General features: G+C 37.7%; 29 protein-coding genes and 3 pseudogenes. 6 read left to right on the top strand and 26 right to left on the bottom strand.

Annotation, left to right across the window (positions count from 1 at the left end; translation table 11 throughout):
- Positions 1 to 77 precede the first annotated feature (77 nt).
- Positions 78 to 860 carry a tRNA cyclic N6-threonylcarbamoyladenosine(37) synthase TcdA gene (tcdA, locus tag ACLKL2_RS17255; RefSeq protein WP_113820461.1) on the top strand — a complete coding sequence of 261 codons (783 nt, stop codon included), beginning with the start codon at positions 78 to 80 and terminating at the stop codon, positions 858 to 860.
- Positions 861 to 967: 107 nt separating this feature from the next.
- Here the strand turns inward: tcdA and ACLKL2_RS17250 are convergent, their stop codons facing one another.
- Positions 968 to 5773 (bottom strand): NAD-glutamate dehydrogenase, encoded by a 4806-nt coding sequence (locus ACLKL2_RS17250; RefSeq protein ID WP_413692595.1) that lies wholly within the window; start codon positions 5771 to 5773, stop codon positions 968 to 970.
- A gap of 396 nt (positions 5774 to 6169) precedes the next feature.
- A pseudogene (locus tag ACLKL2_RS17245) lies at positions 6170 to 6592 on the bottom strand (DUF4437 domain-containing protein).
- A gap of 2 nt (positions 6593 to 6594) precedes the next feature.
- Here ACLKL2_RS17245 and ACLKL2_RS17240 point away from each other — a divergent pair.
- Entirely contained in the window at positions 6595 to 6966 is a 372-nt protein-coding gene (locus tag ACLKL2_RS17240; protein WP_413692594.1) for a LysR substrate-binding domain-containing protein, read from the top strand.
- Positions 6967 to 7108: 142 nt separating this feature from the next.
- Here ACLKL2_RS17240 and ACLKL2_RS17235 read toward each other — a convergent pair whose 3' ends face one another.
- The 8 genes from ACLKL2_RS17235 to ACLKL2_RS17200 all read right to left on the bottom strand — a co-directional run bounded on the left by ACLKL2_RS17235 (position 7109) and on the right by ACLKL2_RS17200 (position 10733).
- Positions 7109 to 7468, bottom strand: coding sequence for a VOC family protein (locus ACLKL2_RS17235; RefSeq protein WP_413692593.1), 360 nt, complete (start codon positions 7466 to 7468; stop codon positions 7109 to 7111).
- A 212-nt stretch (positions 7469 to 7680) separates the two neighbouring features.
- Positions 7681 to 7992 (bottom strand): antibiotic biosynthesis monooxygenase family protein, encoded by a 312-nt coding sequence (locus ACLKL2_RS17230; protein WP_413692592.1) that lies wholly within the window; start codon positions 7990 to 7992, stop codon positions 7681 to 7683.
- 152 nt (positions 7993 to 8144) lie between these two features.
- Positions 8145 to 8978, bottom strand: coding sequence for an SDR family NAD(P)-dependent oxidoreductase (locus tag ACLKL2_RS17225; protein ID WP_413692591.1), 834 nt, complete (start codon positions 8976 to 8978; stop codon positions 8145 to 8147).
- 60 nt (positions 8979 to 9038) lie between these two features.
- Positions 9039 to 9263, bottom strand: a complete 225-nt coding sequence (locus ACLKL2_RS17220) for a MerR family DNA-binding protein (RefSeq protein ID WP_413692590.1) — start codon at positions 9261 to 9263, stop codon at positions 9039 to 9041.
- Positions 9263 to 9391, bottom strand: coding sequence for a MerR family DNA-binding transcriptional regulator (locus ACLKL2_RS17215; RefSeq protein ID WP_413692589.1), 129 nt, complete (start codon positions 9389 to 9391; stop codon positions 9263 to 9265). The genes ACLKL2_RS17220 and ACLKL2_RS17215 overlap by 1 nt, the downstream gene beginning before the upstream one ends.
- A gap of 261 nt (positions 9392 to 9652) precedes the next feature.
- Entirely contained in the window at positions 9653 to 9916 is a 264-nt protein-coding gene (locus ACLKL2_RS17210) for a hypothetical protein (protein ID WP_413692588.1), read from the bottom strand.
- A gap of 14 nt (positions 9917 to 9930) precedes the next feature.
- On the bottom strand, positions 9931 to 10065 hold the full coding sequence (locus tag ACLKL2_RS17205) for an HNH endonuclease (protein WP_413694354.1): 135 nt from the start codon (positions 10063 to 10065) through the stop codon (positions 9931 to 9933).
- Positions 10066 to 10133: 68 nt separating this feature from the next.
- Complete coding sequence (locus tag ACLKL2_RS17200) at positions 10134 to 10733, bottom strand: DUF4202 domain-containing protein (RefSeq protein ID WP_413692587.1); 600 nt, start codon at positions 10731 to 10733, stop codon at positions 10134 to 10136.
- A 297-nt stretch (positions 10734 to 11030) separates the two neighbouring features.
- Here ACLKL2_RS17200 and ACLKL2_RS17195 point away from each other — a divergent pair, with 297 nt between their 5' ends.
- Positions 11031 to 11192, top strand: coding sequence for a hypothetical protein (locus tag ACLKL2_RS17195; protein WP_413692586.1), 162 nt, complete (start codon positions 11031 to 11033; stop codon positions 11190 to 11192).
- A 54-nt stretch (positions 11193 to 11246) separates the two neighbouring features.
- On the opposite strand, the gene ACLKL2_RS17190 is transcribed toward ACLKL2_RS17195, so the two are convergent.
- Together ACLKL2_RS17190 and ACLKL2_RS17185 are read right to left on the bottom strand one after the other, a co-directional pair.
- Positions 11247 to 11927 (bottom strand): DMT family transporter, encoded by a 681-nt coding sequence (locus ACLKL2_RS17190; protein ID WP_413692585.1) that lies wholly within the window; start codon positions 11925 to 11927, stop codon positions 11247 to 11249.
- The gene (locus ACLKL2_RS17185) at positions 11825 to 12058 is read right to left on the bottom strand and encodes an EamA family transporter (protein ID WP_413692584.1); all 234 of its coding nucleotides are present in this window, start codon (positions 12056 to 12058) and stop codon (positions 11825 to 11827) included. The genes ACLKL2_RS17190 and ACLKL2_RS17185 overlap by 103 nt, the downstream gene beginning before the upstream one ends.
- A 427-nt stretch (positions 12059 to 12485) precedes the next feature.
- On the opposite strand from ACLKL2_RS17185, the gene ACLKL2_RS17180 reads away from it, so the two are divergent.
- Positions 12486 to 12905 carry a DUF3429 domain-containing protein gene (locus ACLKL2_RS17180; RefSeq protein ID WP_413692583.1) on the top strand — a complete coding sequence of 140 codons (420 nt, stop codon included), beginning with the start codon at positions 12486 to 12488 and terminating at the stop codon, positions 12903 to 12905.
- 264 nt (positions 12906 to 13169) lie between these two features.
- On the opposite strand, the gene ACLKL2_RS17175 is transcribed toward ACLKL2_RS17180, so the two are convergent.
- The 5 genes and pseudogenes from ACLKL2_RS17175 to ACLKL2_RS17150 all read right to left on the bottom strand — a co-directional run bounded on the left by ACLKL2_RS17175 (position 13170) and on the right by ACLKL2_RS17150 (position 16955).
- On the bottom strand, positions 13170 to 13718 hold the full coding sequence (locus tag ACLKL2_RS17175) for a hypothetical protein (protein ID WP_413692582.1): 549 nt from the start codon (positions 13716 to 13718) through the stop codon (positions 13170 to 13172).
- A gap of 205 nt (positions 13719 to 13923) precedes the next feature.
- Positions 13924 to 15469 (bottom strand): annotated as a pseudogene (locus ACLKL2_RS17170) (transposase).
- Between the two features lie 230 nt (positions 15470 to 15699).
- Positions 15700 to 16116 (bottom strand): hypothetical protein, encoded by a 417-nt coding sequence (locus tag ACLKL2_RS17160; RefSeq protein WP_413692580.1) that lies wholly within the window; start codon positions 16114 to 16116, stop codon positions 15700 to 15702.
- Between the two features lie 163 nt (positions 16117 to 16279).
- Positions 16280 to 16618, bottom strand: coding sequence for a hypothetical protein (locus ACLKL2_RS17155; protein WP_413692579.1), 339 nt, complete (start codon positions 16616 to 16618; stop codon positions 16280 to 16282).
- A complete protein-coding gene (locus ACLKL2_RS17150) occupies positions 16608 to 16955 on the bottom strand; it encodes a hypothetical protein (protein ID WP_413692578.1) in 348 nt (115 codons plus the stop codon). Before ACLKL2_RS17150 ends, ACLKL2_RS17155 begins: the two co-directional genes overlap by 11 nt.
- A gap of 373 nt (positions 16956 to 17328) precedes the next feature.
- Between ACLKL2_RS17150 and ACLKL2_RS17145 the strand changes: the two genes are divergently transcribed.
- Complete coding sequence (locus ACLKL2_RS17145; protein WP_413694352.1) at positions 17329 to 17538, top strand: site-specific integrase; 210 nt, start codon at positions 17329 to 17331, stop codon at positions 17536 to 17538.
- A gap of 176 nt (positions 17539 to 17714) precedes the next feature.
- Here ACLKL2_RS17145 and ACLKL2_RS17140 read toward each other — a convergent pair whose 3' ends face one another.
- The 9 genes and pseudogenes from ACLKL2_RS17140 to ACLKL2_RS17100 form a co-directional block, all read right to left on the bottom strand.
- Positions 17715 to 18191 carry a hypothetical protein gene (locus tag ACLKL2_RS17140; RefSeq protein ID WP_413692577.1) on the bottom strand — a complete coding sequence of 159 codons (477 nt, stop codon included), beginning with the start codon at positions 18189 to 18191 and terminating at the stop codon, positions 17715 to 17717.
- Positions 18154 to 19215, bottom strand: coding sequence for a discoidin domain-containing protein (locus ACLKL2_RS17135; RefSeq protein WP_413692576.1), 1062 nt, complete (start codon positions 19213 to 19215; stop codon positions 18154 to 18156). The genes ACLKL2_RS17140 and ACLKL2_RS17135 overlap by 38 nt, the downstream gene beginning before the upstream one ends.
- 928 nt (positions 19216 to 20143) lie before the next feature.
- Positions 20144 to 21777 (bottom strand): annotated as a pseudogene (gene groL, locus ACLKL2_RS17130) (chaperonin GroEL).
- A 44-nt stretch (positions 21778 to 21821) separates the two neighbouring features.
- A complete protein-coding gene (locus tag ACLKL2_RS17125) occupies positions 21822 to 22112 on the bottom strand; it encodes a co-chaperone GroES (RefSeq protein WP_113819130.1) in 291 nt (96 codons plus the stop codon).
- Between the two features lie 182 nt (positions 22113 to 22294).
- Positions 22295 to 22534: a DUF1107 family protein gene (locus tag ACLKL2_RS17120; protein ID WP_413694351.1), complete on the bottom strand. Its 240-nt coding sequence runs from the start codon at positions 22532 to 22534 to the stop codon at positions 22295 to 22297.
- A 128-nt stretch (positions 22535 to 22662) separates the two neighbouring features.
- A complete protein-coding gene (locus ACLKL2_RS17115) occupies positions 22663 to 23133 on the bottom strand; it encodes an FxsA family protein (RefSeq protein WP_413692575.1) in 471 nt (156 codons plus the stop codon).
- Between the two features lie 128 nt (positions 23134 to 23261).
- The gene (locus ACLKL2_RS17110) at positions 23262 to 24413 is read right to left on the bottom strand and encodes a 3-phenylpropionate MFS transporter (protein ID WP_413692574.1); all 1152 of its coding nucleotides are present in this window, start codon (positions 24411 to 24413) and stop codon (positions 23262 to 23264) included.
- 154 nt (positions 24414 to 24567) lie between these two features.
- Positions 24568 to 25185, bottom strand: coding sequence for a prepilin-type N-terminal cleavage/methylation domain-containing protein (locus tag ACLKL2_RS17105; protein ID WP_413692573.1), 618 nt, complete (start codon positions 25183 to 25185; stop codon positions 24568 to 24570).
- The gene (locus ACLKL2_RS17100; protein ID WP_413692572.1) at positions 25179 to 25697 is read right to left on the bottom strand and encodes a GspH/FimT family pseudopilin; all 519 of its coding nucleotides are present in this window, start codon (positions 25695 to 25697) and stop codon (positions 25179 to 25181) included. Before ACLKL2_RS17100 ends, ACLKL2_RS17105 begins: the two co-directional genes overlap by 7 nt.
- Before the next feature lie 199 nt (positions 25698 to 25896).
- Here ACLKL2_RS17100 and ACLKL2_RS17095 point away from each other — a divergent pair, with 199 nt between their 5' ends.
- On the top strand, positions 25897 to 26082 hold the full coding sequence (locus ACLKL2_RS17095) for a DUF3545 family protein (protein WP_258546879.1): 186 nt from the start codon (positions 25897 to 25899) through the stop codon (positions 26080 to 26082).
- Positions 26083 to 26516 lie beyond the last annotated feature (434 nt).

Genomic DNA, 26516 nt, shown 5'->3' with positions numbered 1-26516 from the left:
TGGAAAATCAATACTGTTTTTTGCATATTCAATAACAGGCAGTATAATCCTGCTTCCAAAATCAACATGAGTTACCCATGAACGAACAATATGAAAACCGCTTTGGTGGCATTAAACGCTTATATGGCACACGTGCATTAAACAAATTTAAAGACAGCCATGTCTGTGTGGTTGGGATTGGTGGTGTCGGATCGTGGGTAGTAGAATCATTAGCACGCTCAGGTATTGGTCAAATTACCTTAATCGATATGGACGATTTATGTGTGACTAATACTAACCGTCAAGTCCATGCGTTAGCGGACACCGTTGGCCAACAAAAAATTGATGTGATGGCTGCTCGCTGTAAACAGATCAACCCAGATATTATCGTTAACTGTATTGATGATTTTATTGATAAACAAAACTGCTTTGATTATTTAAATAGCAATATGGATTACATCTTTGATGCCATTGATAGTATCCATGCAAAAGTCGCGTTAGTGGCGCATTGTAAGCGTAATAAATACCCATTATTAACCTGTGGTGGCGCAGGTGGACAGTTAGATCCAACACAAATTCAAGTCACTGACTTAGCACGTACGATTCAAGACCCTTTAGCTGCTAAAGTGCGTTCAGAATTACGCCGCCACTTTAACTTTACAACAAACCCTAAACGTAAATTCAGAATTAACTGCGTGTTTTCTACTGAACAGTTAAGTTACCCAGATTTAAACGGGGAAGTGTGTAAAGAGAAAGCTGAATCAGACGGTAATATGAAGATGGATTGTGCCAGTGGTTTTGGTGCATCAACCATGGTTACTGCTAGCTTTGCTTTTGTTGGTACATCATTTATGCTGAAGAAAATTGCTGAGAAAGCCTAGCGCTTTTAATTTTCACTGTGAATAGCAAAAACTGACAATAAAAAAGGCGATGTTATCACTAACATCGCCTTTTTGGTTTTAGCTGCTTAAGTTGTTTAAGCTTTTATCTAATTCTTCGACAGGTCAAGTAACTCTCTTAATGCCACCTGACACATACTAAATTCAGGCAGGCTAACCGAGAGTAATGCATCGGTCATTTTCAACCAACGATCAGCTAAGCTTTGGTGTTGAGACTGCCAATTTGCATAGGCTGTTTCCACATCTTTGTCTTTCATGGTTAACAATACCGCACGGGTAATGCGTTTTTGTTGCCACTCTAAATCATCACGCATCGCTTCACGAGCAAGAGATTGCCAATGACTATCAACAGGCAACAAGTTAAGTTGCCCTGCAATATCCATTAACTTCAACTTCTCTTCTGAATAAAAGTAAGCTTGCGCCGCTAACTTCACGTCCAGTTTCAGTTTAGTGGCAACATCAATGATGTTTAATAGAGCATAAGATTGCTCGGTATTACAAAGCTTCTCAGCTAATGCTTTAGGCACGCCTTCCTGCTCAGCATAGGCTAACTCAGCTTGGCGTTTTAACAGGCTTTTCTCACTTAATAAAGTGGGTAAGTTGCCTTTCACTTCATGTAACGCTTTTTTATAGGTATCAATTAAAGAAGCACAATCTAGCTGATCTCTATGCCCTCTTACAATCCAACGTGAAGCATGTCGTACCATACGTTTTAGCTTGTTAATTAACTCAGCCTGTACCGCACTTGCTATCTTATTATCTAAGGATTCAATTTCAGCTAATAACTCTGGTAAATCGAAGATATCACGAGCCGCTACCCAAGCTTTTGCTAACTCTAGGAAAGAACAGCCTGTGCTTGACATAATACGGTGAGCAAAGCTCGCGCCCATAATATTAAACAGATCATTACTCACCTGGGTGGCAACAATTTCAGATAATAAAGGATGCTCGTGGATCTCCGCTTTATAAGCTTCAACCAATTCACCTGGGAACACTTTTTCAGCCTCTTTCGCTAAGTAACCATCTTCAGCAATACGTGCTTTAGCCAGTTCCTCTTTCATCTCATTTTTAGCGTAAGAGATCATCACCGAGATAACCGGACGCGTTACACCTAACCCAGCATTTTTACGCTCACTGATCTCTTCATCACTTGGGATGAACTCTAAGCTACGATTCAGTTTTCCCTTCTCTTCCTGGCTATTGATTAATCCTCGTAATGCTTCAATGCTCTTGGCACCTTGTAAAAACGATAAACTAATACTCTGTGCTTGGCGGTAGTTATTGTGCAGTACTAAGTCTGACACTTGTTCAGTCATATTCTGTAACCAAACATTACGCTGTTTAACCGTGAGGTCACCTTTTGACACTAATTTATCTAATAGAATTTTAATATTAACTTCTAAATCCGAACAGTTTACACCCGCCGCATTATCGATAGCATCCGTGAAACATTGTCCGCCATTAACAGAAAACTCAATACGCGCACTTTGTGTCATGCCTAAGTTACCGCCTTCGCCAATCACTTTACAGCGTAACTCATTTCCATCTACACGTAAGATATCATTGGCTTTATCACCAACATCTGCATGACTTTCTTTGCTACTTTTTACATAAGTCCCAATACCGCCATTCCACAGTAAATCCACTTCAGACTTAAGCAGTAATGAGATCAATTCGGTAGGTGTTACTTTGGCTTTTTTGATATCAAAAGCTTTTGCCATTTCTGGTGAAACTGCAATCGACTTCGCAGAACGTTCAAATATACCACCACCAGCAGAGAGCAATTTAGTATTGTAATCAGCCCAGCTAGTTCTTGGTGTATCAAATAAACGTTGGCGCTCTTCAAAACACGCATCTAGCTTTTGGGGATTAGGATCAATGAAAATATGCAAGTGGTTAAACGCAGCCACTAATTTAATCTTCTTAGAACACAACATACCGTTACCGAATACATCGCCGCCCATGTCGCCTATACCCACAACCGAAATGGGATGTTCTTGTACATCAACACCTAGCTCTCTGAAATGACGCTGCACGCTGATCCAGGCACCTTTTGCTGTGATCCCCATCTTCTTATGGTCATAACCATTACTGCCACCCGATGCAAAGGCATCGTTTAACCAGAAGTTACGATCCATTGCTAACTCATTAGCAATGTCAGAGAAGGTCGCAGTCCCTTTGTCAGCGGCTACCACTAGATACGGATCATCATTATCGTAACGCACCACCTGTTGAGGCGGTAGCAGGTTACCTGCCTCTAAATTGTCTGTGATATCTAATAACGCACTAATGAACATTTTGTAACAGGCAATCCCTTCCTGCATAAAGGTATCTCTATCCATGCTAGGGTTTAAACGCTTAGCCACAAAGCCACCTTTTGCGCCTACCGGAACAATCACAGAGTTCTTCACTTGTTGCGCTTTTACTAAGCCTAATACCTCAGTTCGGTAATCTTCCCCGCGGTCAGACCAACGCAGGCCACCACGAGCAACATTACCACCACGAAGATGCACACCTTCAAAACGAGGAGAGTAAACAAACACCTCATAACTCAAACGTGGCAATGGAATTTCACCAATCCTGTTATGGTCAAATTTGAAACTAATGTATTCTTTGAATTGCCCATCTTGCTGTTGGAAGTAATTACTACGAATCGTCGCCATGATCAGCTCAACATATTTACGCAGCACTCTATCTTCATTCAGGTTGCTGACTTCATTAAGCGCTTCCAAAATATTATTTTCTAGAGTGGCTTGTTGTTCTAAGCTGACCTGTTGCTCAGGGTTAAAGCGCGCATGGAATAGTTCGACGATCTGCTTTACAAAACCACTGTGATCTAACAAGATTTTAGCTATCGCATAATGGCTAAAACCAAAGCGGATCTGTTTCAAGTATTTGGCATAAGCACGCAACATAGCGATATCACGCCACGCAATGCCAGCCCCTAAAATAAGCTTATTAAATGGGTCATTATCAGTTTCGGCATACCAAATAGCTAAAAATGCATCGGAGAACAGATGACGGTAATTCTCTGGGTCAAAACCAGCGTCATCCCCATATAACAAGGTAAAGTCATATAACCAGAAAGTACTTTCACCTGCTGGGCAAACTTGGAACGGATATTCTTGAGCAACTTTTAACCCTAAGTTTTCTAAAATAGGAATTAAATCAGATAATAATAATGCGCCATCTTGATGGAATAGTTTAAGTTTTAAACCACTGTTATTGGCTTCAATAGAGCGGTAAAAACGTAACCCCATTGAACGTTCAGGTGAGTTAAATAAAGACTCAATGCGTGCAATGTCTGTCACTGCAACACGAGAACTAAAGCTATCTTGGTAACTCGTTGGGAAAGCAGAGCTATATTTACGCGCTAACTTGACTGCCGTTTCTTCACCGTAGTTTTCAATGAGTGACTCTTGTAACTCTTCACTCCACGCTTTGGTGATCTGCTGCATACGTAGCTGAATAGCATTCGTTTCTAAGTCACCTTGGTAAGGCTTATCTAGATGAATGACCAAACGTAAACGCGCTAAATTGGATTCACTTAAGTAAGTTTGAAAATCACTGTCAGCAATATCCAGCGTACGAGATAACAGCTCAACGAATTTTAATCTGACTTCCGTATTATATAGATCACGCGGCACATATAATAACGCCGTCACAAAACGCTTATTACCGTCGGTTCTTAAGAAAAGTTTAAGCTGCTTTCGCTCTTGCGCATGCAAGACTTCAATGACATTGTTCAGCAAGGTTTGCTCATCACATAACAGCAAATCTTCCACCGCGTAGGTTGATAAAATTTGTGTTAACTCTTTGTAGTAATGACTTCCTAAGCTCAAACCAGACTGGGCTAAAACATTACTGATTTTATGCTGAACAACTGGGATACCTAGTGGACTACCGCTGTAAACAGAAGAGGTATAAAGGCCAATTAAACGTATCCCTCCCACTAACTCCCCTTGTTTATTAAACTGCTTAATATACACAACATCAGGGTAAGCAATACGGTGTACCATCGCACGCTGTGAGACTTTGCTAAAGTGTAATAAAGAGCCATTTTTTAATTCACTTAAACAATCAAAGTGCTCTAAATCCGCCATGAAATCTTTATGTTTAAATAGGCCTAAGGCGCTACCTTCACTAATGCTAATAACATTATCTTTTACTTTAAATTCATCACAGGCTAAAAAGGTGAAGTGATCATCTAACATCCAACTTAGGTAAGTTTGTTGTTCTACAAAGTCATCTTTCTCTGTAATTAACTTACTCTCTTTTTTACTCTTTTGAATAGCACTTTTTACTTTGCTTTGAATGCTAGTGTAATCATCAACCACTAGCGACACATTCGCTAATGCTTGCTCTAAACTCGCTTGAATTTTAGTGCGTTCAGCCGATGAACTGGTTTGATCAATTTCAATGTATAACAATAACTCGGTATTTAAATCGTTAACCTTGATGTCATCGGTATTAAGTTTACGTAGTTTTCCTGCCACAGTACGCTCACTGCATACTTCACTGTAAAAGATACGGTGCAATTTGGTATTTAATTTATTGAGGGTGATCTTAATGGTATCAATAACAAAGGGAATATTTCGATTTAAGATACTAATAATAGTATGAGTAGACTGCCACTCATCTTGCTCTACATCTGGATTAAACACTTTAACTTTGGCAGCTTGCCCTTTCCAAACATGCACTTCACGCCACAAAGAAACCGTTAACCCCGCTAAATCATCTGGGCTAATAGTGGCTAAATCAACAATACTCACATCACGATAAATGCCGGAAATAAAGTTTTCTAATAAAGGTTGTTCTCGCACCGGAAAATGTGCTTTTAGTTGGGTAAATACTTGCTCGAGAATATCTAACTTTTGACTGATTTGACTATTCATGTATACCTACTTAAGTATCGGAGAGTAACGACAAAGCACAAGGCTATGTAAAAAGAAATATATTAACAATACAATAAATTAAGAAGCGCTCGATAGCACACAAAAAAGCACTAAATTACGTAATTAATTCGATGAAATTGTGAAGCCACTTTTTAGTTATGAAGATACAGACAGGAAGTTGTTATTTTAAATTTCATTAACGCTTATGAAAAAGCAAAAATTGTAAGAATAGTTGGTTTTATAAAGGTGTGCTCTAAACGCTTTTTAAAGCAGTGTTTCATGATTTGGATTGTTAGTATGAAACATGAGAGCTACCTTTTTAGCTGTTTTGAAATAAAGATTCGACACCTTTATCAAAACGGGTAACTCTCAACTTTTCAAGTCAAAATGTCAGATCTAGTCTGAACTAAAGAAACTACTTGGTGATAGAGAGGTCACTTTCGGATCTAAAGACCATTGATAATTTGCACTCCCTTTTACCACTACAGCTTTCATTTCAGTATCATTTTCTAAGCTACCTTTAAAGCCAGCCGGTAACTTAACAAAACTACCGTTAGTCGCTTTTGGGTTACCCCAAAGGTAACTAATTTTAGCGCTACCTGCATCTAACCAGTTCGCATCATTAGCCGTTAACCAAAACATATTATTTTCAGACACATTAACTGGTCGCTCACCATTATCGAAAGCTTGGTCTTATGGCTCTACTAAGTATGGCCCGCTATCAATCTCTAAATAAATAAGATTCTCTTCGCCACTTGCCGCAGTGATATGGCTTTCACCAGCATGTTGTATCCAAAATGAACCACTAGGCAACCACATTTTTGCTGCATTGGCTGATTTATAAAGACTCACAAGCATTTAAAATAAAAATGAGCAGTAACCGTGCAGCTAATGATAGAGACTTGGTGCGCCGCTGGTGCATTGATGGTGTTGGTGTTGCCAAGAAATCAGCTATCGATATTGCAGAAGCATTATTAAACGGGCAGCTCACAAGAGTGATGACCGACTACCATTTTCCTACTACAGAGTTATGGTTAGTTTTGCCTAGCAAACAGATGATCACACCAGCAGTGAGATTGGTACGAGACCAACTAAAACAAAAAGTCGGTGAGTTACGAAGCCAGTTGATCAATGCCAACCAACTTTCAGAAGAGGAGTGGCCGCTCTCTAGCTCTCCCAATCAGCCTATATAAATCAGTTATGCACTGTTAATTAAACAGCACCTTCAAGCGAGATCTAGCTGTAATAAGTATGTTTTTTATTTAGGAGGTGTAAAGATATTTTCTTAAAGATGGATATATGCAACTTTCTTAACATACCTACTAAAGGCATTTGCTATGTATCCGTTACACACCAAACAGCAAACTCATTGCCACTAGGTTCAATAAAATGAAAACGACTGCCACCAGGAAATGAAAAAATGGGGGTAGATATTTTACCACCAAAAGATTCTACCCTTGATTTAGTTTGCTCTAAGTTACTTGTTTTCAATACGAGTAAGGCAGCCCCATTTGAAGCTAGCGATGTTAAATCAGACTTATAAAAGCCACCGTCTAACCCTTCATTTTCAAAAGCAGTGTAATCTGGACCGTAATCAATAAAGTTCCAACCAAATGCATCTTCGAAGAACTTTTTTGTGGCCGAGATATCTTTAGCGGGAAACTCAACATAATTTAACTTTATATTTAATGGCATAACCTACCCCATTTATAGTGTACATCGAAGCGATAGAACTCCCCATAAGCAGTCTAATGTTAATTATTAAACTCAGTATTTTGTATTTACTTGAGATTTAAATAGATTATAAAAAATGGGTGCCCGCTATTTTTATACTTTTACGACATTCATAACCAAGCAATCAATTATTTTAACCAGCTAAGTCGATCGGTTAATTAGCCTGATTAGTATTACACAAGACCTTTCAACAAATCAGTATCTAATGTCAATTTGTGAAGCAGTGTTGGCTTACCTATTTTAAGGGTCGCTCTCATTCTTTCTCTAGAGTGTGCGCAATTAACAGGCCAATTGTGCTCACTTTCATAAATATCTAAACTTGGCCATTGTGCGTAAGCAATAAACTTACCATTTTCTGCTTTATGTAACCTTGAGCCTAAACTGCCAAAATGTTGGTATATCAACTCCGTCGTTTCAATCCACGCAATTCTAAATTCCTCTTCCATCCCTTCAATTACATCAAACTCTAAAATAACAGCTAACATAAATTTCCCCTTTCACTCTTTCCCTATAAAAAATATCTAGAAGCGATAGTAAAATAAACGAGCACTTGACTCATTCAACCTTTTTTAAAACAAAATATTGCTGCTTTAAAAGCGCCCCATCACTTTTAAAGCAGTAATAAGTTAACTCCCTTTTAGAGTGTGGAGCTATGCATTTTTTGCTGAGCTTTATTATTTAACACACTATGTTTAAACATCTTGGCAACAATGATCATTGCTCTCTTTCGCGAAATAAATCGAGGTATTAATGATGTTAAATAATTAACGCAACCAGATACTACATAGACGCGGTTTTTACCATATGCACTTAATGCAGTGTTAACCACTTTTTTTGCAGATAAAAACGTCATTCCTGATGTATCTGCATTTGCTCTTTTCATAAAATTAGATTCAGTTACACCAGGACATAAAGCCATCACTCGAATGTTTGTATCTAACAATTCACCAGTTAATGCTTCTGAAAAGCTTAATACGAAAGCTTTACAGGCACCATATACTGCTTGATAAGGTAAAGGTTGAAAAGAGCCTGTAGATGCAACATTAATAACGCCTCCACTATTTTGCCCTTTGAAATGAGGAATAAATAGATGAGTAAGCTCGACAAGGGCATGCATATTGAGCATCATCATTTCATGGTAGTTTGAAAAAGTTTCGTCTGAGAACTCACAAAACTGACCAAAGCCAGCATTGTTTATTAGGAAGTCTACTGATAGTCCCATATCGCCAACGCCTGAAAATAGCAATTGAGCACCATTTGCTTCACTTAGATCGACGGAAATTGTTTTTACCCAAATATCCGAATTTTCAGACTGTAATGTGTTAGCTAACTCAATAAGATCGCTCGTTGTTCTTGCAGTAATGATTAAGTTTGCATTTTGGTTAGCAAGTTGATGAGCAAATTCTTTACCAATGCCTGAAGAGGCACCAGTGATTAATACCGTTTTGTTCTTAAAAGTTAAATCCTTCATGATAAATATCTCCGTTAATAAATTCAGAGACAAATATAAGCCTTGCCCTTAGAGACAAGGTCAAGAAAATTCTTTAATCAAATCAATTTTAAATTGATTTAGGTTTTCAATCTTAGACTGTAAGGACAATGCTTCTTTCTCTAATTCGATGACTTTATTGTCTATTTGAGCAGAAACAAGCGGTATAGGCAGTTTTTGATCGGCAATTTTTCTAGATACAATATCTTTGAGCTCTTTGAGGCTAAAACCGAGGGCTTGTGCTCTTCGAATCATACTGATCACCATTACGTCATGATCGCTGTAAACTCGATAACTACCGCTTCTTTTGGGAGAGGGATTAATTCTATCGCTTCATAATGACGAATAGCTTTACGAGTCGCGCCAGTAAGTTCTGCAACTTGACCGATTAACAAAATATGAACTCCCAGATTAGTAAATAATGGCGCTGTAGATTTTCTAAACCTTAAAGAAATCACAACCATTATTTAAACTTAATTTTAATATAAAACAAAAAACGAGTGTCAAAGCAACGGTGAAGTAGACGATTTATGCAGCCAGAATGCCGGATAAGGAGCGATAATGACTGTTCACCCCTCCCCTAAGAGCCGTACGTGCGAGTTTACCCGCATACGGCTCAAGCCTTTATAAGTCAGTACATAAGTACAGCCCAGCGTTTAAATCGAGCCTCCGTTTGCATACATTGTTTTCTTCAACTCAGGATCCGACTCAGAGATAACTCTAAACTTAGTTCCATCACTTCTTAGAAGGTCATCATCTTCATCAACAGTAAATTCCTTGTTGCCTAGACCAGAAAGAGAGTCTTGATCAAATATAGCGCAAGGATCTCCTATTTTGTCATGATATACATCATTTAAAATAAATCCTATTCTACGGTTATCCCAAATAACATAATATTTAATATCTTGTTCTCTAGTCATAAATACTGTTTATTTCAAATGGTTGACGGTAACACATGCAATTTTCGATGATAATTAGGGGGCAACAACACTAAGCTACTCAGTTCATTACTACCGCCTTTACCTTTTTCAACAATATGGTGAATATGCCATTCTGTGGTTTTAGTAATTCGATAAAAAATTTATATATGCCCACTATTTTTCTCAACAAACAAAAAGCAGAGTCGTAAGAGAGCAATTAACTAATTGCTTTAACAATTAAACCTTGTAAAGGTGCAGGTAAAGTAATCCCGCCGTCTAATACAAACTGATGCGCATCATCAGACATTTTCTTCCAGGTTTTAAGGATAATACCCATCCACTTCTCTTCCGTATATTCAGGGTGTTTGTTAGCAAACTCAAACATGTAGTGCTCAACAAACACTAACCCTGCAACGTCTTCAAGTAGTTGTGTATCAGGGTTGCGTTTAATGGATTTTTTACCCACGGCCTGTTTAACTTGATCAATTTCTGCCTGCTCATAACCAGCCTGTTGCATTAATTCAGCGACACGCTCAGCGTGAAAGCTGTAAAGCTCGGTTCGCCATTGATGGTAGCCTTGTTTGCCTAACGGATAGTCACTTCGTAATGATTTCCAACGCAGTATATGTTGTGCTCGAACAGCAATTTTAATGACATCCTTGGCCTCCGGCTTAAAACGCATTAACATTTCAGTCATTCGTTCTGAATACAATCGCTCTTTTGGCCATTCAATATTGCCATTCCAAACTTTATTAGGATCTTGATTATTCGCGTCATCAATCAAGGCAATTACTTGCTCAAACTGTTGTGTACTCATCACTCACTCCTGATGCCATAGGCAATATTTTACAATCCATATAAAAAACCTCGAAGATATTAATATCGCTTAGCGGTTCAGCAGTCAATTTATAAATGGATTAGTTGGGAAAACATTGTTTAATCTTAATATTCTAATAAGGAGTTGAAGATAATGATCTGCAAATTTAGAAGAAAGCCAAATAGCTTAATAGTATGAGAGACTGCATAGAATCACTAACCATGTATTTTTTAAAATATATAACCTTGTATTATATATCCACTAGGACATTAGATTATTAATCAAAATCGGGGCTTTATGAACATAATAACGAAAGCATGGCAACGCTACTGCAACTGGTTAGATGAAATGGGGTTAACACCAGAAAATAAACGTTGTTGTGTTCCATTGGATGAACGCGCACAAAACGCCCTTCGTGCCGAGCAAAACCCAGGCACAACAAAAGAGGGTAAAAAGTAAATAAGCTTACTGGTTATTAACACTCACTAATAACCGCTAACAGCGCTTTATTTTTTATTCAATAGCAACCCGCTTTCGCGTGAGTGCGATGCCTATAATGATGAATATCATTGCTGCTAGAGTTCGCCATTCTATAGCTTCGCCCAAAAGTAACGCGCCAGTAAAATACGCCACAATTGGGATCACGTAATTTATATAAGAAAGAAACGTAGGACCTGCTGAGCCAATAACGGCAAACAAAAGAATGGTCGCAAACGCAGTCGGGCCGACACCTAACCACAACATGGATAACGAGGCTGTTAAAGAATAACTCTGTTGCCACGGTAAATCCTGCCACAGCCACAATGGCACTATAACGAGACTCGAAATAATCATCACCCCAGCGGCTGTCACAACAGGGTTATAAGAAGGTAATCGCCTCACCAAAATAGCATTTATCGCATAACTAAAAGTGGCGAATAAAATCAACAGACCACTCAGTAAACTACTGTGAGCGCCTACTAGCGACGGCCAAAGTACAATCACCACACCAGTTATACCTAACAAAAAACCGAAAATTTTAAAGCGATTAAGGCTCTCCCCTGACACAAAATAATGTGCCAAAATCATTGTTACCAACGGCATAAATGCCATCAATAATCCGGTAATGCCTGAGCTGATATCTTTTTGCCCCGTTGATATAAGAAAAAAGGCAACAAATTCCCCATAATACCGAACAGTAAAAAGATCCCCCAAGCCAACGGCTCCACAGGTAGACGCCACCCTTTAATATACATAAACAGAGTGAGAATTATCGCCGCAATCAACACTCTCAGAGAGACTATCGCCACAGGGCTAAAGCTTTGCAGTGAGACGGCAGTAAACATAAATGATGTTCCCCACAACAGAATGAGTAACAACAGAAAAAGCCAGTCTTTAATAGTAGGGATGTAGTTGAGAGTCATGTGTTTAATCCAATAAGCATGATAACGAGAGCGTTTAACCAACCTCTCCGCACTTTGTTAGGGGTGTTAATACAGAATAACAGAATGCCCATGGTATTAAATCGTAAAATTTTGATTTGATTGTGTTTACCTAGTGGGTGTCTTGACGTCACCTTGCGCGTTGACTTATTAATACAGTCAGGCCACAGAGAAATAAAATTGATTGGTTAGATTAGCACAATCAATTTTTGATATTGAACTATTGATTAGTACTTTTCGTAACTCATTTATAAATTGTTACTTTATTCATATTTTAAACTCAGTACTAAAAGCTCCGTGCTTAAAACATTGACACATAAGGCATCTCGCAATGAAAAAATTTACTAATCATATTCAACTTGGTTATTTAGGATTATTGCCATTTTTAGGCAGCGTAGCCTGGCCGATATTATTTGGAAGTAATAGTGCGAACTTAGCGTTTTTTACCTTTTATAGTATTGCCATACTTGCTTTTATGGCCGGTAATTTGTGGCGTGCTGGTAAACAAAGTTATAGCGATGCAATAAAAGCAGTAGTACCTGTTATTCCGGTACCCTTTTTATCCTTTTTGCCTGTTGAATGGGCGCTTGCTTGGTTAGGAGCAAGCTTTTGGTTGGTGCTTGTATTTGAAAAGACCACAGCGCAATGGAAAACCTATCACAAAGATTATCAAAAGATGCGTTTTGTGCTGACTACGGTAGTGTTTGTGTGCCACATACTTACCATAGGAATGAGCCTTTATTCTAAATGACGATGAGCAGGTTAACCTTATTACTGAACAGCTAAATAATTATAAAAGTATATTTGCTTTCCACGGCCTTTGTTTGATGCAATGGGCATTATGACGAAAGAGCTTAATGAATCAGGCATCATTTTATAAACGACTTGCTGCTCTTGGGGGTTACTTAGCCTCACGCTATAAGGTTGTTACATTCATAGTGCGGCTAACATCTTAAGGACGTTGACTAACAACGAGTAACGTTTCATTCAGAGGCAATAAAATAGCTGTTTAAAATTAGCGAGGTACAAGCAAAAACCAGCTGTTTTTGTCCTGCTGAAATGACATATTAGCTTTATTTTTTGCTATTTGACTGGGGAATAAATTTCTAGCAATAATATATAAAAGCCCAATAAATTGTATTGGAGTTTCAATAATTAATGCAGTTATGGCTATTTCTGATATCCCCCAACTATAAATAGAATCCAGAATAACGATAGCATAAGACGCTATGGTGAAGAGACATGTCAAAATCAAAAATGCCACACCAAAGTTAACTTTAAGTTTCCTATCAAGCTCATTAGTTAAAAGAGTATCAAAGGTCTCTGGGTCGACATCAAGTTTAGCCAACTCTTTCATTAATTCAGTTTTTTCCTCGGCTAGAGATTTCTTCTTTTCGCCAGATAACACGATGTCAGGGAAATGAATGAATGAACTTCCAGATATAATGTTTGCTGCAGCTTTAGCAAGTAAAGGAGTAGTTATTTTGCTAATTGTAACTATATCTCCTGATACAGAAGAAGACTTTATTTTACCTTTTAATTCCTTTTCATTATCGTCAGACACCAGACTCTCCTTGTAAAGCTAACGAGGCTGTAGAATTTTTCATTCTCAGCCCGAATTTTAATTATAAAAGCACAGTATTTTATATTTACTTGAGATTCAAATAGATTATTCACTTTTCAATAAATGATTGATTAAATTGAGTTGTAAGAGTGTTTATGAGGTTAATTAGGTTGGATTATTGCGAATTAAGGGCTTAGCCCTTGGATTAATGTAAATTATTCCTTAACTTCTCTATATTATGAACGAGACAGTACATTTTCCATTGCGTATTCACTTTATCTTGGCCGCGCAGCGTGAATTTATTCATCCCTTTATTCACAGTAATATTGCCGAACACAGGTTCAATGGCTCCGAGTCGTTTACTGTATTCTCGCCTGCCAGGACTGCTGTCTATTTTGACTCGCATTTTATCAGTATACGAGATGGGTTTTGCAGATACATTTATTTCAAACTGAACCTGCCGACCTTGTTTTATAGGTTTCTTTCTCATGCATTGAGTTTGCAGAGGGCAAACGCGGCAATCTTTTAAATATCCTGAGTAGCGAACATAATGTCGACCTGCTGTTTCGACATCTTTAACACTCAACCACATTTCCTTACCAGCTGGGCAATGACATATTTGTTTCTTTTCATCAAAGTGGAAGTCACTACTATTAAATAATCTAGAGCGTCCTTTACTCCGTTTTAATCGTCGTTTTTCTTGCTCTGTATGATAGGTTTCGCTCTCTTTAAATAATGGATTACGACTTCTAAATGCAGTGTCTGCCATGTAAGCATCAAGCCCCGTTGTAGCCATAAATTCAAGATTAACTTCACTATGAAAACCGCTGTCAGCAGTAAACTTTGCTTCACTAAAGGTCTCGGGCGTACCAAGTTGAGTCAGTTGTTTTTGCAAAACTTCGATAGCGGGTTTTAAGGTTTGTTGCTCTCCCACACTTCCCCATGTTTGGGCTTGTAAAATGATTTGATGTTTATCATCGTTAATGGCAATGCCGTTATAGCCTTGAATAGTACCTTTACTCGTGGTCATCTTCGCACTGTCTGGGTCAGTGATATTACTTTTTACGGGCTTTCTCTGACTACCTAACTTCTCTTCATTGGTCGCCAAAAATTCTTTAATTTTATCCGCGCTTTTATCAAGTTTAGCCTGCTGTTTTAAATCATGGGCAATTTCATCTTCACTCAAACTATCTTGTGCTTGATGACGTGCAAGTATGCGCTGACTTGCACTGCGCAACTTCGCTTGTTTACGCTCAAGTTCATCAAATGTGCCACTCCACTCTTTACTAGCATTCGAACGAATTTTACATCCATCAATCGCAAACATGTTACGGCCTATCAAACCTTCACGGTCGCATATCATTAATACTTGAGTAAAAAGTGGTTCAATTTGGTCTTTCATTTTAGCGACAAAACTGGCAATTGAAGTGTAATGAGGTTGCTCATCACCCCCTCTTTTTTCAACAACATCTCATGAAGGTAATATTGGTTTCACACGCATTTGCAATACGACGGCTACTGACTAACCCACGCGAATAACCAAACAGAACTATCTTCAACATCACTGACGGTGGATAAGCAGCCGCGCCATTTTTATCGTTGTTGTACCATTTATCAAAAGTACTTAGATCAAGGTGTTTGTCGACGATATGGGAAAGTGCGTATTCAAAAGTACCGGGGATAATTTGCTGTGAAAAATCAATCGGAATGAATTTACTTTGGCAGGATAAGTCAGGTTTATAGTTAGCCATTACATTTAACTCTGAGCGAATAATAGCTATTAGATCACAGTCGATCACCGCATTCAAGGTCGTTTTCTGTACAATGAGACATAATTAAAAAAAGAGCGATAAACGCTCTTTTTGGAGAAATTCTACAGCCTCAACGCCCAAATAAGGGGCTGATTAACAAGTTGGCTAAAATGTGAAGCGGAGCGGAACCGAGCCAACTGTTAGCAGTCCCGCTTAATTTTCTTGTTAGTTTACGTTGTGCACAGATGGCTTGCGAATGGCTCAGACCATTGATATTTCTGTACGTTCTTCCCATATTCAGTGACGTTATCTATTAACCCATGTGACTCTAATATTTTTACCTGTTGCTCTAAATGAGTATGATCTTCGACAAAGTAGGCTAGGTATTTTCCTGCGTGATTAAAACAACCACCTTTATTTAAAATAAAAAACTCTCTATGAAACTCGTACTCTGGGTTAAGTAAATCTTGTTTCATTTCTGTTAATAAAACTTGGTGATTTGACCACAAATCATTAAAAAAACGTTCAGAGTCTTTTTTATGCTCAATTTTTTTGCGCTTATCAGTGTATTTATTACCAAAATAAGTTCCTGCGGCACCAGTAGCACTTCCTACAAGGAATCCAACAGCTAGGCTAACGAAATCCATACTTTCTCCAGTAAACTAACGCCGCACTAAGCGGGCTAAAATTGTGGGTTAAAATGTGTAGCGAAGCGAAACATAACCCACTGTTTTAGTTCCGTTTAAGTGCCTTGTTATACAAACTTACCCAATTTGCCCTTGGATTGCTTCAACGGCTAAATCAAACTTCTTACTCACCACTGGAGTTATATGTTGCGATATTAATAGAGTTCTCATTAGATTCTTCGTTAGCATCTCTAAATATATCTTTGGCAACATCGTTATTTAAGCTTAAATAAACCATCTCCTTTCTCGCCTTACTAAAGTAAGCACATCCGTACTTAGATTGAAAACAGTAATCACTTATAAACAAGTAATACTCTTTGACAGGATCTAAAAAATCATCAAGTTTGGTGAAAGTACAATCAATATAAGAACGACCATTTCGTTTTACACCACTTAAAATATAATGAACCGTTATCAATTGGCTAATATTTATTAATTGCCCATCGAGTTCATCAAAAAACACTGTTGATTCTTCTTTTTCTAAATGCACCAGAAAGTATATGCAATCTAAAAGTAGAGCCTAATTTCGCCACACTTTCTAATAATTTTTTATGGTGCTCTATTAGCAGTATATTTTTTTGTTGCTCTTTCCAGCCAACATACAAAAATATTGCAAATACAAGTGCTAAGAAAGATGATAATGAACCTAGTAAACCAACATTATTTACGATGAAGGTATACATCGTGTCTTTAGGTATTTTTTCTACATAAACCTCAACAACTTGAACGCCTAATACTGCACCAATAACAAACCCAACAACTAAGGACAATATTAAAGATATAAAGAATACTGATTTCATATAGGTTCACTTTGAGGTTTGTATAACAGTATATTATCCATAAATCACGATAGTAACGGATTATGAAACAAAAAAATAACAAAACAATAATAATTAAATCATTTTCTGTCAAAGCTTTATAGTCAAAGAAGTGATCTTATTTGAAGTATTAACCTTGTAGAAACTAAGCACTGCGTCATACTCAGCTCTTTTGTGCTGAGTATGACGCAGTGCTTAATAAATTAAATGCTATAAATCAATGGATTATAAATTTACCTATGTAGAAAGTGAGCATATTAGTGCTTACTTTCTACACAAAAAATTGTATTTTTGGAAAAATCCATTATAACTGTATATACGAACAGTTAGCTAAGGTGTTTTTTATGATCATCCAATCTCCTTTTTTACAATCCTTCGAGATGTCATTCGAACAAAACGAGTTAGCTTACAAACAGAAAAAAGTTATTTATATTGGGTTAAGTTTTTCATTATGTTTAATGATAAAAGACATCCTAAAGAAATAGGTGCAGCGGAAATAAATCATTTCTTGACTCATTTAACTGTTAATAGAGGCGTTAGCGCTGCAACACAAAAAAGCGCATAGAAAAACAAGGTTGAGTCTATCCAGGGCTGAGATAAAAAACAGCCAACCTATGGCTGCTTTCTTCAAATCAGTATTAAGTTAACTGCTGAGCTAAAAACCTGAATACATTTTATCTTCATCTTCAGTAATACGAGTATTATCAGAGACTGTATTAGTCGTATCAACATTATTTTTAACTACCCAATGCGTAGGTTTGATATCATCAGTTGTACTAACACTGTTCGCATTCCCCTGGATCCTAGTGGTAGTGTAATGGTCACAGATACTTTGCTATCATCATAATAATCATCATCGAAAGTAACACTATTATTATGAATGTCATTATAAGCGCCCCAACCAGATGATTTTTCATTTATCTCAAAGGCGTTTTCGAAGTACTCATTATCATTTTGATCGCCAGTATTGTAGGCTGCTTCAGCATAATTACCCTTGAAATCAATAAAGCTTAAACCGCCGTTAATAATATCATTCATCCCCTCTGCATCGAACGTATTACCAATCACGTAAGCATAAGATGACCCCTCTTTAATATCGATATGTTCGGCAGTCACATTTGGGCCGATGATATTATTCAAAATTTGCGCATAATCAACAGCTGGATCGTATTCTGAAGAGCTACTTCCTCCAGTGCCATTTAGTATAATCAGAGCCAATATAAACACCTTCGCCATATTTCACGTTATACAAACCTGTATCATGAATATAAGAGTCCTTAACAATATTATATTTACTACCATCTCTAAGATGAATGGCTGATTGACCAATGTCATATACTTCCACGTTATCTATTGTCACATAATCAGCTTGGTCAACCGAAATGCCTGTTCTCGCGTTGCTTACTTTAATACTTTCAACATAGATATAACCGATACCACCAGCGTCTTCACCATCAATGGCTAAAGTCGTACTATTGTTATAATCATCACCATCCAGAATAGGCATGTTAGAGACATTTTCAGCTACAATCCATATAGGTTTATTTTGAGAACCACCAACTTTAAGCTTAAAGTTACCGACATAAGTACCCGATGCGATGACGATTTTATCACCTGCCGATGCCTCTGAAAGCGCATTTTCAAGTTCACTTGCCGTATTAACCTCTACCGTGTTCCAAGACACATCATCAAAATCTAGCGTCATCTCATCACCCGTTAACGCATAATTTTCAGCATAGCCCGTGGAGGGGTCGACTCCTTCGCTCGTGCTTTCACTTTCCCCGTATACCTCTACTTCTTTAATATTTGTCCACTCATCACCGGCGCTATTTTCAAAGGTTTTCACTCGTATTTGTTGCGCGTCGATATCATCGATATCATATACTTCAATACTGGAAGTCGTACCGCTACTTAAACTGTCATAGACCTTAGTCCAACCACCACTAGTCCCTGGACGCGCATAGACCTCAAATGTATGAGTTTGACTGCCACCTTTACCCCATGAAATACCGACCTCTGATACGCTTTGTGTTGAACCAAGGTCAAGTTTTAGGTTAACCGGAGATCCTGATGCAGCCCAACGTGAGCTCCAAGCCAAGCTGCCGTCAATAGCGTTGTCGGCTGGATAGCTTTCATGGCTATTACCAAAATCTGTTGCACTGTCTATAGATAAACTCGCTGCAGTGGCAAATGCACTCGATAGTGAAAGTGAAATAAGACTAAGTTTAGTTAAGATTTTCATCAAGATTCCCTCGGTTATTAACGATTTTCTTGCTCTATCCATGAGCGAAGTTCTCAGCGGTTATAGCAAAAAACATATCAGGCGATAGCCCCTCAAAATGTCCCGAAAAAGTACATGAAAATCTTAACCTTGTTACTTAAATACTACAAAACTGTGACAACAGCACAGCAACTTTTAAGCATAAAAAAAGCATGAAAATTAATCACTTCTCTTATATCAGAAAGGAAGGTTTGATTGATTTATAGTCTATAAACTAGGTTTTTATGGGGTTTTGTAATTTACAAAGAAATGAAAAACAATGATTTTAAAGTCAAATTAAAAGATTAAAAAACAAATGAACAATTAAAAAGTAATAAAGTTAAAGCCGTGATCTACCTATCATTTGTTAATACAATTTAATAAAGCAAAGATGCATATATCAGATAACAATAATTGAAATTGGTGAGATTAAGGCATCACTCGATACCTCCTCAATGCACAAATAAGTACTTTTAAAACAGGAGTAGAACTAAAAAATTATTCAAAGTTGGTGGAACCCAGATCTATTGGGGTAATTTGCTGTGCAAAATCAATCGTAATAACTTTACTTTAGCCAGATGATACAAAAAAGCTCACCGAAGTGAGCTTTTTAGATGCTTCATAGATAGCATTCTGGATAGTAGAAATTGTTTAATTCAAGGCGCTTTGCCACGACGTTTAGTGTTTCTTAAACGAGTGGCAACAGCAACGATGAAGTAGACGATTTATGCAACTATGCAACAAAACATCAGATACAAAAAAGCTCACCGAAGTGAGCTTTTTAGATGCTTCATAGATAGCATTCTGGATAGTAAAAATTGTTTAATTCAAGGCGCTTTGCCGCGACGTTTAGTGTTTCTTAAACGAGTGGCAACAGCAACGATGAAGTAGACGATTTATGCAGCCAGAATTACATCATGCCACCCATGCCGCCCATATCAGGCATAGGCGCTGAAGCTGGTGCATCTACCGGTAAGTCTGTGATCATACATTCTGTAGTGATCATTAGGCCTGCCACTGACGCTGCAAACTGTAGTGCGCTACGTGTTACTTTAGTTGGGTCAAGAATACCCATTTCTAACATATCGCCGTATTCACCTGTGGTTGCGTTATAACCGTAGTTTGCTGTGCCTTGTTGTACGTTGTTTGCTACAACTGACGCTTCTTCACCACAGTTTGAAACGATTTGACGTAATGGAGACTCCATTGCACGTAATGCTACGCGAACGCCTACGTTTTGGTCATCGTTGTCGCCTTTTAAGTCTTTTAATAGACCAGCGACGCGTACTAGTGCAACACCACCACCAGCAACAACGCCTTCTTCAACGGCTGCACGTGTTGCGTGTAATGCATCGTCTACACGATCTTTCTTCTCTTTCATTTCAACTTCAGTTGATGCGCCTACTTTAATCACTGCAACACCGCCAGCTAGTTTAGCTGAACGCTCTTGTAGTTTTTCTTTATCGTAGTCAGAAGAAGATGCTTCGATTTGTTGTTTGATTTGACCAACGCGCGCTAGGATTGCTTCTTGCTCACCCGCACCATCGATAATGGTTGTTTCATCTTTATTGATAACAACGCGTTTTGCTTGACCTAAATCTTCAAGTGTTACTTTTTCTAGGTCTAAGCCAATCTCTTCAGAGATAACAGTACCGGCTGTTAAGATTGCAATATCTTGTAGCATTGCTTTACGACGGTCACCAAAACCAGGCGCTTTAACTGCAGCTACTTTCACGATACCACGCATGTTATTAACGACTAATGTTGCTAGCGCTTCGCCTTCAACATCTTCAGCAATAATCATTAATGGTTTTGATGCTTTTGCTACTGCTTCTAATGTTGGTAGTAGTTCACGGATGTTTCCGATCTTCTTATCAACAATTAGGATGAATGGGCTATCAAGCTCAACCGTACCGGCTTCTTGATTAGTCATGAAGTAAGGAGATAGGTAACCACGGTCAAACTGCATACCTTCTACAACGTCTAATTCGTTTTCTAGACCTTGACCTTCTTCAACAGTAATAACACCTTCGTTACCTACTTTTTGCATAGCAGTCGCGATGATTTCACCGATTTCAACATCAGAGTTTGCAGAGATAGTCCCTACTTGTGTGATCGCTTTTGAATCTGAACAAGGTGTTGATAGTTTTTTAAGCTCTTCAACCGCTGCTTTAACTGTTTTATCAATACCACGTTTCAGGTCCATTGGGTTCATACCCGCAGCTACCGCTTTCAAGCCTTCAGTGATGATTGATTGTGCTAATACCGTCGCTGTAGTTGTACCGTCACCTGCTGCATCATTAGTTTGAGACGCTACTTCTTTTACCATTTGCGCGCCCATGTTTTCAAACTTATCAGCCAGTTCGATCTCTTTTGCTACTGTCACACCATCTTTAGTGATGTGCGGTGCACCGAAACTTTGTCGATAACAACGTTACGGCCTTTAGGACCTAGCGTAACACGTACTGCATTTGCTAATACGTTAACGCCTTCAAGCATTTTAATTCGTGCATCATTACCAAATTGAACTTCTTTAGCAGACATTATATTTTCCTTTTACTGTGTTCTTTAAAATAAAATAATAACGATTATTCAACGATCGCTAGAATGTCATTCTCACTTAAGATAAGTACTTCTTCGCCTTCAATCTTTTCTGTTTTTAGGCCATAACCTTCACTGAAGATAACGGTATCACCTACTTTTACATCTAATGGTCTTACTTCACCATTTTCTAGAATACGGCCATTACCTACTGCAATAACTTCTCCGCGTGTTGATTTTTCAGCTGCGCTTCCAGTTAAAACAATACCGCCCGCAGATTTAGTTTCTTGCTCTGTACGTTTTAGAATAACGCGATCGTGTAGAGGACGAATAGACATTGTGACTTCCTTTAATAGTAATAGTTAACAGAATTGGTTGATTAAGTGATGGGGTCAAAAAGGTACGATTCAAGAGATGTAATAAAAAAATAAAAATAATTTGGAATGGGCAGTAAAAAAGGCTTATTTTCCCTCAATCTAACTGTTGATGGAAAATAAGCCTTTAAACATAAAGTTAAAAATTATGCTGGGATGGTTTTGGGATTAGATAATTCTGAGACCATTTTGTTAATTTCACTAGCAGCAATGATCACTTTTTGCTCTGCTTTGAGACACTGATAAGCAACTACTTTGCCTTCTATTACCCTAAAGCGGCCTAAGCCTGCAATAAAAATACGCGCATTAAAAAAACCTTTTGCAAATTTTGCAATCTGACGTGGTTGATATTTTTTAAAAATTCTTAACGTGCTAGGACGATTCATCACCGAGCCCCCTTTTTTATTCTTATTTACTGTTTCTAGTGTTCAATAATAAACATCGCACATATAGTACGTAGCTAATGTGACAAATGGATTACTCATTGAGCAATTTAAAAAATAATAAGTATTTATTAATCAAGCTTCTTTTCTTCTCTGCGTTCGAATTCACCTTCAATGATTGTGTCATCATGAGCTGATTGTCGACCAAAGCCTTGGCTTGAAAAACTTCCCATTCCACCTTGTGGTGCAAATTTAACATTAGATAAAATTAGTTTAGCTATATTACCGCGAATAGTAGGCTGTAATAATAGTAAACCTGTTATATCTGTCACAAACCCAGGTGTTACGAGTAAGATCCCTGTAACAACTAACATCATTCCTTCAATTAATTGTTGCCCTGGCATTTCACCTTCAGCCATGCGCTGCTGTACTTTTTGTATAAGTTGTAAACCTTGGCTTCGCACTAAAGCAGAACCAATTAATGCGGTTAAGATGACTAATGAAATAGTTGGCCAAGCGCCGATGAAGCCGCCTACTTTCACTAATACAAATATTTCTAATAAAGATACACCAGTGAAAATTAAAAATAACCGAGCAAACATAGGAACCTCAATAAATATTATGAATACACTTTAGTTATGGGGATTATTTTATTAATTTCAAGTTATTAGAGCTTTAGTACGTAGATAAGTTCAGATTAGATCTATTTCTCAACAACTTAAGTATTAAATTAATGAGATGATGAATCACATTTCCAACGTTTTAATAACAATAAAACTGGCAATAGAATAAGCGCCATCCAAAGAAAGAGGCTGCTATCTTGCGGTGCATAGATCCAACCGGATACAAAGGTTAATACAGCCATAACCAAGCCTAATGCCACGCCGGAATACAGCGTTTGATAACCAACCATTAAATGCTCGTCTTGCATTGCAATAAAGCGCATCGCCGCTAAGTGGGCTAGCGCAAAGGTAAAAGCATGAAAAGTTTGGACCACCAGCAACCAGATAAAGTCTGTGGTTTGATAGAGGGTTCCCCAACGGACTAAGCCAGCCGCTAAGGCTAATAAACACATCTGTTTAACAGACCATTTATTAAATAATCTGTCATTGAAACGCATTAGTATTACTTCAGCAAATACACTCAATCCCCATAGGATGGCGATATTAAACTCACTGATCCCCATTGATGTCCAATAAAGAGCACTAAACGAATAGTAAGCAGCATGACTACCTTGAATTAATCCCATCACAAGAATGAAATAAATAACATTAGGCTGTTTCAACAGCGAGAGTAAATTGTTAGTGCTCCCTGCATTGGGCCGACTTTGTTCTTGTAATTGTGGATTAAGTTTAATCAGGCTTAAACTGTAATTTAAAAAAACAGCAAGAATAATCAACCATAAAATACTATCGTACCCAAACTCACCAATCGTCCAGCCTACAAAGGTCGAACCAATAATAAAGCTGACCGATCCCCAGAGCCGTACCTTGCCATAATTCATTTGGATCTGTTTAACTAAGCGAGTGCCAATGATGTCCCCAAGCGGCACCATAGGCGCTAATAGGAAGTTAAGTAGTAAGGTTGCAGCCCCTAAGGCATACCAACCTTGAAAGAACACTAATGAGATTAAACATAGTAAGGTAAAAAAGGTTAGGTAACTAACCATAGTAAGAGGTGCATTAGCGGTTTTTAAGCGGGGTAATAGGCCAATATTACTCACGAAGCGTAATACTAACCCTAATGAAAATAATGTCCCAATTTGCTCAGGGCTGATCCCTTTTTCAGCTAACCATACTCCCCAAAAAGGTAAGAAAATTCCCCAAATGAAGAAGAAGCAAACAAAATAGCTCGTTATCCAAGACTTCGCAGGTAGGTTCAACGCATTATTTCCTTATAAAAAAATATACAGATTAGTTTATATTTATTAAAGGTTTATAAATAGTCTATTTTTGGGTTAAAGGTAAATAGTGATACAAATAAAGAAAAGTTGGCAATTGGTAGCCTGCTTAATAGCTTCTATCTAGAAGCTTAAATCATTGCCACTCAGGATTTCTGGTTTGTACCAAAGTGCTTATTTGGTGGTTATATTCACTATCTTTTACCCATTCAACCTGAATGTCGATATGCAGATGGCGTAGGGTTAGTTGAGAATTTGCGACCTCACTCTCCAAAAAGTTTAATTGTTTAATTTTTAAAAAGTTAGGATCCGTTAAATTAACCCAATAACCACTAGAAAAGCAGTTACTCACTTGTTTATCTACCTTGCGTCCAAATTGTATGCTTTTATTTTTAACGGAATAACGAAACCCCATAAAGTGTTGTACATCAGGTGATTCAGCATGATCAAAGTTATAAGTATAAACAACACATTGCTGATCTACTGTATTGGTAACAGCAAACACTTTATCGCTATCATCTCCGACTAAAAAGGCTTGTCCACCGTAACCTGCTCGACGCAAATCGTTTTCCATGATCCCAATTAAAGCCTGTAGGTCAGTGCGTAAACGCGAATGAATTAGCGATTCATTAGTATTACCAAGGTTACTCACATACAAACCGATGATCATAGCTAACAATAAAGATCCTAAAAAAAGACAAACTAAAATCTCGACTAGGCTAAAGCCTCTTTGATATCTATTGGTTACTAACATTTTTTATGCCCAAGTGCGGCTTTACCTGGCGAGCATACCCGTAAACGCATTGCACTTTGAATAACAGATAACGCACCTTGATGTTGGTTTGTTAAGGTGACCGAACCGGTTTTAACAGTAAAGCGTAATGATCCGTAGGAAGCTTGATCATCTACAAATTTCATATTCGCTTGACTGATCATGACTTGCTCACCATCCACTAGATGTTGCACATTATCAACACCATCCAATTGGCATGAGTTCACTGTAAAGCAATCACAACCAGACTCTTCACTCATGCCAACATACCAATTAGATAATTGTTGGCAAAAGTGAACGTAAACCTTTTTGTTGCGCTTAATCGCCTCTGTTTTTGCTAACTGTAGCGTGTAATAAACTTGGTTCGTTGCATGTGACAATGCTTGATTGGCGACTAAAGTTTGATAGGAAGCAGCAGAGATAGCCAATACAATTGATATCAGTGCTAATCCAATCATCAACTCTACTAAGGTAAATCCTTCACCTTTCTGCATAACCCCTCCTTGTTGTCAGCCACCTACCTTTTTTAAGGTTAGCTAACTAGCATAGGTTACAAATTCACTTATGACCTTCTATCTAAAGAGGTAGGTTTTATTAATAAAAGAAACATTGTGCCGTCATAAAAATGCAATAAACCCGCATTATTGTGTTTAGCATGAAATAAACATTGGAAAGTAAATGTAAGGAGATAGCATGCAACAAGCTCAAATGAACGATACAGAGATGACCCTAGATAGTTTATTAGCCACTCCAGTTAAACGTAAACCTAAACCGCGTAAATGGCGTGAAATTGAAAATGCAAAAGCTCAACTTTTATTAGCAAAAGAGCTAAGAGAGATAGACCCTTCCTTTAGTTTTTCACAATCTGAATTAATGTAATTAATACCAATTGCATTAAATAAGTGCTCTAAATTTCGCACAGGAAAATGACTTAACTCAAGGCGTAATTTAAGCATTTCGACGATTAACTTCGTTAATCGTCTATCGGAGAATGAACGAAAAGATGTTAATTCATTAATAATTGCTCTATTTGCGAAAGTGACAACGAAGTAATAAGTTATTTTAACAAACAAAATAGAGCAGTTATACCAATTGTATTAAATAACTGATCTAAATTTTGCGCCGGAAAAATGGCTTAGTTTGAGGCGTAAGTTGATGTAAATGATTGTTCCCTATACGAAACTTACAACGAAAAATAAGTTGTTTTAACAAGTAAAATAGATCAGTTACTTACTATGATTGGTATTATTTAGTGTGATTGGTATAAAACTTTTTTAAAATAAAAAAACGCATCCGAAGATGCGTTTTTTATT

Source organism: Psychromonas sp. KJ10-2, from assembly GCF_047323255.1.
Lineage (GTDB): Bacteria > Pseudomonadota > Gammaproteobacteria > Enterobacterales > Psychromonadaceae > Psychromonas.
This window is presented reverse-complemented; position numbering and strand designations above follow the sequence as displayed.